Genomic DNA, 13,140 nt, shown 5'->3' on the forward strand with positions numbered 1-13,140 from the left:
CGACGAGTTGACGGGAAGTTCTCTCGCGGGGACCGCACGGAAGAGATCGGGTATGTCGGCGGGTGGGACCGAGCCCACGCCTTCCCGGCCTTCCCGCCGGCAGGTGAACCAGGAATCCGGCAAGGCCTCTCTCAGCCGCCTCGCCTCGGCCAGGGTGGGTACCGTGGCATCCACGGAGACGTCGGAAAAGGACTGTCTGCCGAACGCCACCATCCTCCAGGCCACACGCAGGGCCAGGGCACGGTCGGGCGAGCGGAAGATGGGGTAGGCCCTGTCCTCCCGAAGCTGCCGCGAAGTGACATGTAGCGCTCTGTAGCAAGGCGGGGGTGTGCTTGTCCGGGTTTTCGATCTTCTGGGGTTGTTGAGGGAGCAGTTCCGCGAGGTTGGTCCGGTCACGACGACCGGAGGGAGCGCGGCGTGCGGCAGGACTGGGAGCCGGAGGACCTGATTGAGGTCTGGACGCTGCTGGAGGAGGACCAGGAGCGACTGCGGAACAAGTCGGGGGCGAACCGGCTGGGGTTCGCGTTGTTGCTGAAGTTCTTCGAGGTGGAGGCCCGGTTCCCGGAGGAGGCCGGGGAGATCCCGGTGCCCGCGGTGTCGTACGTGGCCCAGCAGGTGAAGGTGCCGGCCGGGGAGTGGGCCGCGTACGACTGGTCGGGGCGGGCGATCAAGCGGCACCGGGTGGAGATCCGGGGCGCGTTCGGGTTCCGGGAGTGCACGGAGGAGGACCAGGCCCAGCTCGCCGAGTGGCTGGCGGCGGAGCTGTGCGGGGTGGAGCTGAACCGGGACCGGCTGGCGGAGGCCGTGGTCGTGCGCTGCCGGGGGGATCGGATGGAGCCGCCGACGCCGGGGCGCATCGCCCGGCTAGTCGGGTCGGCGGTGACCACCTTCGAGGAGCGGTTCTGTGCGGCCACGGTGGGCCGGTTGTCGGCGGCGACCCGGTCCCGGCTGGACGACCTGGTGGCCGAGGACGCCGGCGGTGAGGAGTCGGCGGGCGGCGGGGTGTCGTTTTTCTCCGAGTTGAAGGCGGACCCGGGTGCACTGGGGCTGGACAGTCTGCTGGCGGAGGTGAACAAGCTCCAGCGGGTGCGCGGGTTGGAGCTGGCACCGGAGCTGTTCGGGGACGTGTCGGAGAAGCTGGTGGCGGCGTGGCGGGCGCGGGCGTCGAAGGAGTACCCCTCGGACCTGCGGGCGGCGGCGGGGCCGGTGCGGTACACGCTGCTGGCCGCGTTGTGCCATGTGCGGCAGACGGAGATCACCGATTCTCTGGTGGAGCTGTTCATCCAGCTGGTGCAGCGGATCAACACGCGGGCGGAGAAGAAGGTCGAGGGCGAGTTCACCAAGGACCTCAAGCGGGTGCGCGGCAAGGAGGGCATCCTGCTCAGGTTGGCGGAGGCCGCGGTCGCGGAGCCGGGCGGCACGGTCCGCAAGGTGATCTTCCCGGTGGCCGGGGAGTCGACGCTGAAGGCGCTGGCGGCGGAGGCGGCGGCGAACGAGGCCCGCTACCGGGCGCGGGTGCGTACGGTGCTGCGGTCGTCGTACTCGGGGCACTGGCGGCGGATGCTGTCCCCGCTGCTGGGGGCGCTGGAGCTGAAGTGCAACAACACCGCCTACCGGCCGGTGATGGACGCCATCGACCTGCTGAAGCGGTACCTGGACCAGCCCATCGCGAAGGAGGGGGCGTTCTTCGAGGAGTCGGAGAGGATTCCGCTGGCCGGGGTGGTGCGCGAGGAGTGGCGCAAGGCGGTGGTGGACGAGCGCGGCCGGGTCGAGCGCATCCCGTACGAGCTGTGCGTGCTCGTCTCGCTGCGGGACGCGCTGCGGCGCCGGGAGATCTGGGTGCCGGGCGCGGCTCGGTGGCAGAACCCGGAGGACGACCTGCCCCCCGACTTCGAGGACAACCGCGACGTGCACTACGACGCGATCCGCCAGCCCCAAGACCCCGGGGCGTTCATCGGGGCGCTCAAGAAGCGGCTGCGGGAGGGGCTGACCCGCTTCGACACCGCGCTGGAGGCGGGCTCGACGGGCGGGGTGGACATCGTCCGCAAGCACGGCGAGCCGTGGATCAAGGTCTCGCCGCTGGGCAGGCAGGAGGAGCCGGAGAACCTGGTCGCTTTGAAGGCGGAGATCGAGCGCCGGTGGGGCACCATCGACCTGATCGACATCCTCAAGGAGGCCGAGTTCGCGACCGGGTTCACGTCCGAGTTCGCCTCGGTCGCCACGAGGGAGGCGGTGCCGAAGGCGGTGCTGCGGCGCCGGCTGCTGCTGGTGCTGTTCGCGCTGGGCACGAACATGGGCATCAAGCGGGTCGCGGTGACCGGCAAGCACGGCGAGTCCGAGGCCGTCCTGCGCCGGGTGCGGCACCTGTTCGTCAACCGCACCAACCTGCGCGCCGCCCTGGTCCGCTTGGTCAACGCCACCTTCGCCGCCCGCGACCAGGCGTGGTGGGGCGAGGGCACCGCCTGCGCGAGCGATTCGAAGAAGTTCGGGTCCTGGTCCAGCAATTTCATGACCGAGTGGCACCAGCGCTACCGCGGCCCCGGCGTGATGATCTACTGGCACGTAGAGCGGAAGTCGCTGTGCGTGTACTCCCAGCTCAAGTCCTGCTCCGCCTCCGAGGTAGCCGCGATGATCGAGGGCGTGCTGCGGCACTGCACGGACGTGGAGATCGACCGCCAGTACACCGACACCCACGGGGCCTCGATCGTCGGGTTCGCCTTCGCCCACATGCTCGGCTTCAACCTGCTGCCCCGGCTGAAGAACGTCGGCTCCGCGCGGCTGTACCGGCCGGCGGCCGGTGAGGACGACACCTGGCCCCGCCTGGCGCCGGTGCTGTCGACCAAGACCATCGACTGGGACCTGATCGCCCAGCAGTACGACCAGATCGTGAAGTACACCACCGCCCTGCGCCTGGGCACCGCCGAGGCCGAACAGGTCCTGCGGCGCTTCACCCGCGGCGGCCCCAAGCACCCCACCTACCGGGCGATCGAGGAACTCGGGCGGGCCGTGCGTACGGCGTTCATCTGCGACTACCTCGCCGACGCCGAGCTGCGCCGGGAGATCAACGACGGCCTCCAGGTCGTGGAGAACTGGAACTCCGCCAATCACGACCTGTTCTACGGCAAGGACGGCGACCTGACCGGCTCCGACAAGGAGTCCCAGGAGGTCTCGATGCTCGCCCTGCACCTGCTCCAGTCCGCGCTGGTGCACGTCAACACCCTGCTCCTCCAGGAGATCCTCGCCGAGGAGAAGTGGCAGAAGAAACTCACCGACGCCGACCGGCGGGGCCTGTCCCCGCTGTTCTGGACGCACGTGAACCCCTACGGCCGGTTCGAGCTGGACATGACCTCCCACCTCGACCTCTCCGCCGCGATGACGGCTTCGGTGCCCAGCCCGCGCAGCGGCGATCCGACCCAGGCCCCGGCCTGAGGCCCTTGCGCCGGACCGGTCGGCGCCAGGGCGCCCCGGGCGGCCTCGGGAGGTGGGGATGGGCGTGGAAAGGCGCATGGGCAAGATGCGACTCGTTTGGACTCAATGGGATATTTGGTGGCGATTGTGGGATGTGGTTGACAGGGTTGGGGCATGAGTTCGCACCCCCATGACCTGCCGGATTTCGCCTGGCTCGGTGTTCCCGTTGACACCCGTTCGCTGTTCGCCCCAGAGCACGCCACGCTGATCGGCATGCTCCGCGATCTGGCCCCCCGAGACTGGGACAGGGTCGCGGTTCCCGGCTGGACGGTAGGGGACCTGGTCGCGCATCTGCTGGGCGACTGCGTGGGGCGTCTGGCCCGGGATCGCGACGGCCACAGGGGCGGACCCGAGTTCGTGTCGGGCGAGACGCTGGAGAGGTTCATCCACCGCATCAACGAGGAATGGGTCCGGGCCCACCGTCGGGTGAGCCCGGCTGTGCTCACCGACATGCTCGACCTGATCGGCGCCCAGACGGCTCGCTTCTATGAGGCGACCGACCCCGCCGCACTGTCTTTGGGGGTGTCCTGGGCGGGTGCCGATCCGGCGCCACGCTGGCTCGACACCGCACGCGACCTCACCGAGTTCTGGACCCACCGCCAGCAGATCCGGCACGCCGTCGGCCTGGCCACCGACCCCGATCCCCGAACGCTCTCCGTGGTCTTGGACACCTTCATGCGCGCGCTGCCCCACACCCTGCGCGACAGCGACGCCAGCCCCGGAACCCAGGTCCAGGTGAGCATCACCGGGCCGGCCGGAGGCACCTGGACCGTCACCTCGACCGACGCAGGCTGGTCGCTCGCCCCGGTATCCGACGCCTCGCCCGATGCCAGGGTCCGACTCGACTCAGAAACGGCCTGGCGCCTGTGCACTAGGAGCATCAATCCCGCGGACGCGTTCGCTGCGGCCCGTATCGAAGGCGACCGCGTCCTCGCCGAAGCCACCTGCCGCATCGTCTCCATCATCCACTGACCACCTGACCTCCCACCCTCGCGCCCGGAGAACAACCATCGTGCCCTCCCTCACCCACCCGCAGCCGCCTCCTCACACTCCCGAGCCGAGCGCAATGCTCATCACCGGCACGGTCGGCGTCGGCAAGACCACGACCGCCGAACTCGTCGGCGACCTCCTCGTCGACGCCGGCGTCGCCCACGCCGTCCTCGACCTCGACGGACTGTGCCGGGCATGGCCCGCACCCGACGACGATCCCTTCCAGCACCGCCTGCTCCTGGCCAACCTCCAGGCCGTGACGCTCAACCTCAGGGCGGCAGGCGCTCGACACCTCGTTCTGGCAGGAGTCGCGGAGACCAGCGGTGAACGGCAGGCCATCCAGGAAGCACTCCGCATGCCCCTGCGGGTATGCAGGCTGACCGCGGACCTCGACATCCTTCACACCCGACTGCGGCACCGCCACGAGAGCGACCACGACCTGGCATCCCTGCCCTGGCATCTGACACGCGCCGAAGAACTCGACCTCGTCCTAGAGCAAGCCGCTCTCGCGGACGCCACCATCGACACCACCCGGCTCAGCCCAGCCGCCGTCGCGGCCGCTGTACTCGACACCACCGGCTGGACCCGCCATGCCTCCGGTCAGAATGCCGTTCCTTCATGATCACCCAGTCGGCGTACGGCTCGGCACGGAAGACGGCACAGCCGTGCGCAGCAGCCGCCGATCGGTCGTTCTTCCTTACGAGGCTCGAACCGCCGCCCGTCGAGTCACCAACGATCTTCCTCGGCGCGAAGCCGGAGCCAGAGCCGCACGCACGGTAACTCTCAGAAACGGTCCTTTGCCCGAGAAAGATCAAAAAGAACTGCAAGGAGATCACCAACGGGCGGTTCGGTTGGCAGAACCCGTTCTCACTCAAATGAGGGTTCGGGGTACTTCTGGGAATTGTTTGTGACAGTCTCCGGTGCCATGACGGTCCCTCAAGAGGTCCCTGCGAGTGACGCGGACGATGTTGAGCGCCACCCCTGCCCGCGCTGCCGGGCCGACCCTGGCTCGCCGTGCCGCTCGCGGTCCGGCGCGGTCGCCGGCACTTATCACACCGGCCGCTTCACCAAGGTGCCCCGGCTCGCCAAGCTCCTGCGCGTGCCCACCCCAGCCGACCGCAGGCCCGGCCAGCCCTGGCGCCCCGGGACTCCGGTCCCGCTCGCCCTCGCGCCGGACACCCTGACCGCCGACATCAGCATCGGGTACGCGCGCTGCTCGACGCTCACCCAGGAACTCCAGTCGCAGCTCGACGCGCTGGCCAAGCACGGCATCCCGCGCGACAAGGTGTTCTCCGAGAAGATCAGCACCCGCGTCCGCGTCCGCCCCCAGTTCGAGGCCGCGCTCGCGCTCGCCCGGCAGATCAAGGCCCACGCCCCGCACTGCCGGGTCATCTTCACCGTCTACGAGATGAAGCGCCTCGGCCGCGACGCGGCCGAACTCACCGCGCTCGCCGACCACCTCACCGCGCACGGCCTGGTCCTGGAGATGCTCGCCGGGCCCCTGCCGGGCCTGTACGACCCCAGCGGGCCCGGCCGTCTGCTGTTCGCGTTCTTCGCCGCGATGGCGGAGACCGAGCGGGAGAACATCCGGGAGTCGACCCTCGAAGGACTCGACGCCGCGGCCCGCAAGGGCAAGCAAGGCGGCCGGCCACCCGTCATCACCGAGGACATGCTGCACACCGTGCTCCGGCGCCGGGCGAACGGCGAGTCGGTTGAGCAGATCCAGCCCGACCTGATCATCCCCACCGGCAAGCGCAAGGGCCACAACCCCTCGGTGGCCAGCGTCTACCGGGCCCTCGCCGAGCACGCCAAGCGCGAGGCGTACCCCGAAGCCGTCGCCCAAGCCCACGCCGACTTCGACGCCCTCCGGGCGGACGACGTCCCCGGGCCCCGCCACGCACCCTTCGACCGGGCGCCACTCTGATCACAGAGCGCTACTTGTCACTTCGCGGCAGCTTCGGGAGGACAGGGCCGGGTAGGCGACATCGCTCGACATGAGGCGACTCTGACTGATCCCCAGCAGGCCATCCTCCCAATTTCCGCCGCTGGACCAGCGGCCCCCGACCGGGAGCCATGGCGGCAGAGCGGTTCAGCAGATCGGCGACATGACCCTCGCGCCGCAAGGATGATGTCGCGGACCGGCCGGCCCCCACGGTGCGGACCTTGTTGCACTGATCACGCAACCACAGGCCCTCCACGGGACGGTACTCATGGCCCCGACCAACACCACCGCGCGTCACTCCGGCGAACTCGGCTTACCGACCCGCTCTCCCCTGATCGGTTGGCTGGCCGTCGGTTCGGTCATGCTGGGAATCTTCTCGATCGTCACGACCGAGATCCTGCCGATCGGCCTGCTCACCACCATCGGCTCCGACTTCGCCATCTCCGACGGGATGGCCGGGCTGATGATCACCATGCCCGGACTTCTCGCTGCCGTCGCCGCCCCCGTCGTCACCGTGGCGACCGCACGCATCGACCGCCGTCTGATGCTGTGCGTGTTCATGCTCCTGCTGGCCCTGGCGAACTTCCTGGCCGCCGCTGCACCCGACTACGGGCTGGTCCTGGTCTCCCGCGTCATCGTCGGCATCGTCATCGGGGGCTTCTGGTCGATCGGCGCCGGACTGGCCGAGCGCCTGGTGCCCGCGGCGTCGGTCGGCCGCGCCACGGCGGTGATCTTCGCCGCGGTACCGCTGGGCTCCGTGCTCGGCGTACCGGCCGGCACGTTCATCGGAGACCTGGCGGGCTGGCGTACGGCCTTCGTCGTCATGGGTGTCCTCACCGTCGGCGTACTGGCCATGCTGCTCCTGGTGGTGCCGCCGCTGCCGCCCGACCGCACGACCCGTCCGAGGGTGCTGCGCGCCATGCTCAAGGGCGTCAACACGCGCTTCGCGCTGCTGCTGACCTTCCTGGCCGTGCTGGCGCACTTCGGGACCTACACCTACGTCACTCCGTTCCTGGAGCAGGTCACCCACGCCGGCCCGCAACTGATCACCGTCTTCCTGCTGCTCTACGGTGCCGCGGGAATCGTCGGCAACTTCCTGGGCGGAGCGATGGTCACCCGCCACCCGCGAGCCACCTTCGCCCTCGCCGCAGGCCTGATCGCAACCGCCACCCTGCTGCTGCCGATCCTGGGGCACCGGCAGATCGGCGCCATTGCCTTGCTGGTCGTCTGGGGTGTTGCCTACGGCGCCGTCCCTGTCTGCTCCCAGACGTGGTTCGCCAAGGCAACCCCCGACGCGCCCGAGGCGGCGTCGGTGCTGTTCACCGCTTCCTTCCAGATGACGATCTCGCTCGGCGCGGTGGCCGGCGGCGTCATCGTGGACCGGACTTCCCCGTCCACGGTCATGACGCTCGGCAGCCTTGCCGCCCTGCTGATGGTCGTGGCCGCCTGGGCGCACTTCGCCCGCCGTCTGACCTGGCCGGACAGTGCGTGATGGCCGGCAGCGGCCCCGAGCGTTTGTTCCGACGGGAGGCTCGGCCCGGTCGTCCCGTCGCCCGCCTACCGGCGGCAGACCCAGTAGCCGTCCCGCACCGGGTGCCTACGCCGCTCTCCGGTCGGACGGGTCACCACGACGGCGCGACCCTCGTACGCGACCCGGTCACCCGCCTCGACGAGCAACGGCCCGTCCAGCTCGACCTTGAAGTCCGGTCGGAGCAGGAACTCAATGACCAGCAGCATGCGCGGCATCGGAGTGACCCCGTCAAAGTTCACGAGCATGAGGCAACTATCCCGGACGATCCGGCGTTCGCGTACGGCTCCGGTTCGGCCCGCGGCAGCGGCCACGGCGCCGAGGCGGCGTTCGTCGTCACGTCTCCATCGGCATCGACCGCTCCGGCCGCGAGCACGACATCGACTTCGCCGCCGTCCGGATCACCGCGAGTGGAGACGCGAGCGGAGAGAGGACCACCAGCGCCCGCGAGGCGGCTCCTCTTCGACGACGACCCGCGCCGGCGGGGGAGCGAACCGGTCCGGCTCCACCCCGATCTTGTTCGGGTGGACGCAGGCCGGCGTCCCGTCGGCGGTGTAGCGGTGCCCGTCACGTTGGTCGAACGGGCACTCGCGTGAGGGCCGGTCGTAGACGACGAAGGCCTCGCGCGGCAGTCGCAGCGACGGACAGATCCCGCACGCCGGGTGGTCGCTGTCCTCGGTGATGAACGGCTCCGCCATCCCGGCAAGATACCGCCCGACCACGGGCGGCGGCGCCCTTCACCGGAACGCCGGATGTTCGGCCGGGCCGGCTTCGTCCGCTCCGCAAGCGCGTCCTGCTCCACTCCTGAAGCACAGGTCAGACCGCATCACCAACGAGGCCGAACCCCTCGGGAAACCCTTCCAGGAACTCCCGCCGCGCGGGGTCGGACTCGGCTTCGGCCATCGTTCCCAGCAGGCCGATCAGTTCGCCCTGCTGGACGTCCGACAGCCGGCCGACCAGGTGGGCGACACCCTCCAGGACCTTGACGGCCTCGTCCGGATCCATCTGCTCGTCTTCACTGCCCTCGATGAACCAGAGGACATCGACCAAAGCCTCGGCCAGGGCATGGGTCAAAGACGGGTACACAGGCAACAACGCGGTCTCCCAGCGGATCAGGACAGCAGAATCCGGCCATCCCACCACACGCCACCGACACCACGGTCGGTCAGCCCTCCACGGACGTGAGTCGGCCAGGACCGTTCAGTGCGCATCGGCGGTGAGGTCCCCCGGTTCGACGGCGTCCTGCCGCAGTTCGTCGTCCCAGAACCAAGGGTCGTCGTCCATGGCGTGATCATAGGACTTCATCACGAACGGTACGCCGGGCCTGCGGAGGAGCGGAGGGTCGCGGACCGTTCAGGGAGATCGGGGGATGTGCTGATGAGTCGGTGGACCAGGAAGCCGCGGGAAGGGCGGGCCCGGTGGGTGCTCGAACCGCTGCTGGGGGTCGGGCCGTTGCGCTTCGGCATGGATCCCGAGCAGGTGCGGGCGGCGTTGGGCGGGGCGCGCGTATCGCCGTCGCGGACGTCGGGCGGCAGGCTGTCCTGGCAGCGGTACGCCGACGTGGGCGTGACCGCGATCTACGGGCACGGGCGCGGGCACGTGCGCGGGCCGCGCCTCGTCGCGGTGGCGGTCGATCCGTGGTGCGGGCCGCTGGTGCGGCTGGGGGACGTCGAGCTGATCGCCCGGGTGCCCTCCGAGGTCCGTGCGGACATCCTGGACCTCGCCCGGAGTGCCGGGGTCTCGGTGAGGTCGAACTGGAGCGGCGATCCGGAGGTGGCGGCCTGGGGGCTGTCCATGGGGGCCGCGCAGGAACGGGGCACTCCGCCCGAGGAGTGGACGCGTACGGACCGGGTGATCACGGACGCCCTGCTGGTCGGCCCCGAGTTGGCCGAGGATCCGTACGCGACAGCCCCGGTGATCGGTTGGTACGACGTGCGCGAGGCGAGGCCGAACCCCGGTACGTCCCCGCTACCTCCGCGGGAGCGGACCCACTGGGCCTGGACGCCGCCGGCGGGCGTCGGACCGCTCAGGTTCGGCATGTCCGTGAACCAGGTGTCCGCCGCGCTGGGCGGCGAAGCGCCGGCCATCCGCCGGGGGTGGAACCTGTGGGCCGGACGCGGCGCCGGACCGTGGTACCTGAGGGAGGAGCAGTTCGACGCGGCGGGGGTCACCGCCCACTACTGGTCCCCGGAGGGCCCTCCCACCTTGGCGGCCGTCACGGTGGACGGGCGTACGGGGCCCCAGGTCGACTGGGACGGCATCCGGCTGATCGGCCGCTCGGTCTCCGAGGTCGACGCGGAGGTGATCCGGCGCATCGAGGAACGAGGCCTGGAGTGGACGGTCCACTGCGACGGCGGTCCGGGCCCGGAAGAGCTCAACATGTACGTACGGGCCACCCGGGCCGGTGACGCCGTCGTGAGCGGAGCCCGCTTCTTCGCGCCGGACTGGGAGGACCGCGGCCGATGACCTGAGGCGGCTTGCGGTCCGGCCGACCGTGAGGGGCCGAATCCGGCCCGCGTGGGGTGAGGGGCGATCTGGCAGACTCCAGTGGCGCTTCCGGCGGCGCCGTGGAAGCGGCCCTGCCGAGGCCGGCGTCGTCGGACGGCGTGCCTGGGGATCGAAGAGGGGGGTGGTGGGCATGGGAGTCGCGGAGAGCGAAGCACGTGCCATCTTGCAGGAGTTCACCCGTGACGGTCGCCTGTCACCGAGTTCCTCGGAGCGCGCCGGGTGGGGGGATTGGGAACGGGTCACTCCGGCCTGGGTCCTGCTTCTCGGCCTCAAGACCCTGGTCGTCCTGCGCTGGGAAGCAGGCCATGCGGGTTCGGAGATCCTTCCCGGGCAGCCGCCTACCGGCTTGTCCCGTGACGAGACCGACCGCCTGGTCGAGGTCCTGCGCGGCAACCTCTCGGCCGCCCGCGTCGCCCGCGAGGGCGGACTGCTCAACCTCGAACACGTACTCGCCCTCCTGGTCCGCGTGATCGCCGAGGAGGCGATGACGGATGAAGAGGTCGCCTTCGTGCTCGCGTCGGCCCGGGCGATGCACGAGGAGGCGCTGCGATCCGGCGACCTGTTGCGACCGCCGTACCGCGGCGTCGACGTCGGGCCCTGGGACGTGAGCGAGAGGGGATGGCAGGCGTTGGACCTGCTCGACCTCGGCGGATTGAGGATCCCGCACGAGGGCGTGCGGAAGGTGGAACTCAACGCCTGTCGATCCGGCACGGAAACGGAGTACGCAGAGGCGGTCCTCCTGCGGGATACGACCGCCGGCTTGCAACTCCAGGCCTTTCGCACGTCCGGAGAGCCGGAGTGGGAAAGGGTCTGCGCCCGACTGGAGGCGGACGTGCGGGCACGCGGCGGCGAGGCGGAACGATGGTCGGGGCGGACGGGTGTCGAGCTCAGGGCGGTGATCCCCGTCGCCCGTAACGCTCGGGGGCATGACTCCAGGACGGTACGGTTCATCGGGTGCGACGGCCCGGGATGGCTCCTGAGGGGAGTGGTGTCCGGCGACGTGGCACTCCCCGGGAGCCGCGACGACTGGGCGTACGCCTGCTTCGAGAACGTGGTGGTCGTCCCCTCCTTCACGGCGCGCCCCCGGGCCGTCTCCCTCTCGCCCACCGTCTACGCTCCGATCGCGCCGTCGAAGCCAGGCCGAATGATCACCCTGCGCATGCCCGAGTGACCATCGTCGAACCCGGGCGGAACCCCGGTCGACAGGGATGACCTCAGCGCCACTGATCCACTGCATCGACAGCCTCGGACACCGACGAGAGCCAGGCCGCCTCGATGCGCGTGGCGATATCGGCGCCCGCCGGATCGTCGGCGGTGGAGAGGACTTGGGGAGGTCGAGGGTGATGTTCACGCCGTACAGGCCGACATCGACGCGGAGCGAGGGCGTACGGGCTGCCGAGCCGGGGTTGGCCCAGCCGTGGGCGGGTGCCGTGGCCGGTGCGTCCGCGTCGACGTCGAGAAGAACGGCACCCGGGAGAGGATCCGGCCCGAGTGCCATGCGGCCCTCCACGAGGCGCGTCGTACAGACGATCAGCAGATGCCATCAGAGCGTGGACCGCACGGCAGTGATAGACAGATCGGCATGGCGTCCTTCATGGCTCTGTTCGACGGTGCGGCAACCCCATGGAGGGCCGATCCCGCAGCGCTGACACCGGCGATCCAGGCCGTCTGGGCCGAGGGCAAGGTCGAGATCGACGCGTCGCGCCGCAGTGAGGCGTGCGGTTTCCGATGGACTGTCGAGACGGAGGAAGGCACCGTCGAGGCGTACCTGCACGAGGACGGGACGTGCCTGTACCTGGACACCTCCCTGACAGACGCCGCACGCCTGGCCTGTCTCTTCCGCCGCTTCGTCCCCCGGGATGTCGAGCTGGTCCTCTGCGACCAGGGCTACAACTTTCACATCCCGCTCGAGCACGACATCGACGACGCGGAACTCGTCAGGCAGATGAACGCTGTTGACTGAAGGCCGTTCCGTGCGTCCCACTACGGCCGTGCCGTCGGTGGGACAGGGCGGTGGCGACCTGGGCGAGGCGAGGCGTCGGCCGGCCACCACAGGAGCGTCTGCTGGGGTGCCCACTGCGAGATGATCGTTTTCATGACCTTCTCGTTCTCAGTCGACCGGATTCTTGGCGACCGCTCCTTCGCCGAGATCGGCTACCCGACCCTGGCCGTGACCGACGAACGGCGGGGTCTGGTCGCCGTGGCGGGTACGCACGGCTTCCCCGAGCACCCGACGGTCGGTCTCTACGACACGGCCACCCTGTCCTGCCGCGCGCTGATCCGCTCTCGCGACGTCGTCCAGGCCATGGCCTTCCACCCCACGCTGCCCCTGCTCGCCGTGGGGACCGGTTCCTACGACGGCGGCTACTCCTTCTCCGGCGATCTGCTCCTGCTCGACCTGGAGACAGGCACGTCCGTCTCCGCCTGCAAGCCGTGGGAGGGTCCCCAGATCCTGAAGCTGGAATGGCTCGACACGCAACGGCTTCGCATTCTGATGGCCCCGTCCGACGATTGGGAGGACAGCGAAGCGCACGCGCAAGGTCACAGCGCCGTGGTCTTCCAGCCCGACTGGACCACCGTGCCACCGGAGTCCATCGACCCTTTGAACTGGCCGGCCCCCGGATCCCGGCACCCCGGCCTGACGGCAGGGCCGCCGCGTACCGGCTGGTGACCGACCTGGCCCCGGACTGGGACCCCCGTTTCA

At 70.0% G+C, this 13,140-nt stretch carries 12 protein-coding genes; 9 read left to right on the forward strand and 3 right to left on the reverse strand.

The genetic code is table 11. The features are described 5' to 3' along the window. The first annotated feature begins 417 nt into the window (after nt 1-417). The 5 genes from AB0D01_RS06440 to AB0D01_RS06460 all read left to right on the forward strand — a co-directional run bounded on the left by AB0D01_RS06440 (nt 418) and on the right by AB0D01_RS06460 (nt 7,892). On the forward strand, nt 418-3,429 hold the full coding sequence (locus AB0D01_RS06440) for a Tn3 family transposase (RefSeq protein ID WP_363053898.1): 3,012 nt from the start codon (nt 418-420) through the stop codon (nt 3,427-3,429). 153 nt (nt 3,430-3,582) lie between these two features. Beyond that, entirely contained in the window at nt 3,583-4,440 is an 858-nt protein-coding gene (locus AB0D01_RS06445) for a maleylpyruvate isomerase family mycothiol-dependent enzyme (RefSeq protein ID WP_363053899.1), read from the forward strand. A gap of 94 nt (nt 4,441-4,534) precedes the next feature. Next, nucleotides 4,535-5,080: a hypothetical protein gene (locus tag AB0D01_RS06450; RefSeq protein WP_363053900.1), complete on the forward strand. Its 546-nt coding sequence runs from the start codon at nt 4,535-4,537 to the stop codon at nt 5,078-5,080. Nucleotides 5,081-5,557: 477 nt separating this feature from the next. Continuing rightward, nucleotides 5,558-6,382, forward strand: coding sequence for a recombinase family protein (locus tag AB0D01_RS06455; protein WP_363053901.1), 825 nt, complete (start codon nt 5,558-5,560; stop codon nt 6,380-6,382). Between the two features lie 379 nt (nt 6,383-6,761). Next, complete coding sequence (locus AB0D01_RS06460) at nt 6,762-7,892, forward strand: MFS transporter (RefSeq protein ID WP_363054030.1); 1,131 nt, start codon at nt 6,762-6,764, stop codon at nt 7,890-7,892. 65 nt (nt 7,893-7,957) lie between these two features. Here AB0D01_RS06460 and AB0D01_RS06465 read toward each other — a convergent pair whose 3' ends face one another. From AB0D01_RS06465 to AB0D01_RS06475, 3 genes are all read right to left on the reverse strand, one after another. Further along, complete coding sequence (locus AB0D01_RS06465) at nt 7,958-8,176, reverse strand: hypothetical protein (RefSeq protein ID WP_363053902.1); 219 nt, start codon at nt 8,174-8,176, stop codon at nt 7,958-7,960. Between the two features lie 153 nt (nt 8,177-8,329). Further along, complete coding sequence (locus tag AB0D01_RS06470; protein ID WP_363053903.1) at nt 8,330-8,626, reverse strand: hypothetical protein; 297 nt, start codon at nt 8,624-8,626, stop codon at nt 8,330-8,332. Nucleotides 8,627-8,744: 118 nt separating this feature from the next. Further along, complete coding sequence (locus AB0D01_RS06475; RefSeq protein ID WP_363053904.1) at nt 8,745-9,071, reverse strand: hypothetical protein; 327 nt, start codon at nt 9,069-9,071, stop codon at nt 8,745-8,747. A gap of 234 nt (nt 9,072-9,305) precedes the next feature. Here AB0D01_RS06475 and AB0D01_RS06480 point away from each other — a divergent pair, with 234 nt between their 5' ends. The 4 genes from AB0D01_RS06480 to AB0D01_RS06495 all read left to right on the forward strand — a co-directional run bounded on the left by AB0D01_RS06480 (nt 9,306) and on the right by AB0D01_RS06495 (nt 13,107). After that, on the forward strand, nt 9,306-10,394 hold the full coding sequence (locus AB0D01_RS06480; RefSeq protein ID WP_363053905.1) for a hypothetical protein: 1,089 nt from the start codon (nt 9,306-9,308) through the stop codon (nt 10,392-10,394). Nucleotides 10,395-10,782: 388 nt separating this feature from the next. Further along, on the forward strand, nt 10,783-11,607 hold the full coding sequence (locus tag AB0D01_RS06485; RefSeq protein WP_363053906.1) for a DUF3710 domain-containing protein: 825 nt from the start codon (nt 10,783-10,785) through the stop codon (nt 11,605-11,607). A 411-nt stretch (nt 11,608-12,018) separates the two neighbouring features. Further along, on the forward strand, nt 12,019-12,399 hold the full coding sequence (locus tag AB0D01_RS06490) for a hypothetical protein (RefSeq protein WP_363053907.1): 381 nt from the start codon (nt 12,019-12,021) through the stop codon (nt 12,397-12,399). A gap of 132 nt (nt 12,400-12,531) precedes the next feature. Further along, complete coding sequence (locus AB0D01_RS06495) at nt 12,532-13,107, forward strand: hypothetical protein (protein WP_363053908.1); 576 nt, start codon at nt 12,532-12,534, stop codon at nt 13,105-13,107. The last annotated feature ends 33 nt before the right edge of the window (nt 13,108-13,140 follow it).

Source organism: Streptomyces sp. NPDC048606, assembly GCF_040650855.1.
Classification (GTDB): Bacteria; Actinomycetota; Actinomycetes; order Streptomycetales; family Streptomycetaceae; genus Streptomyces.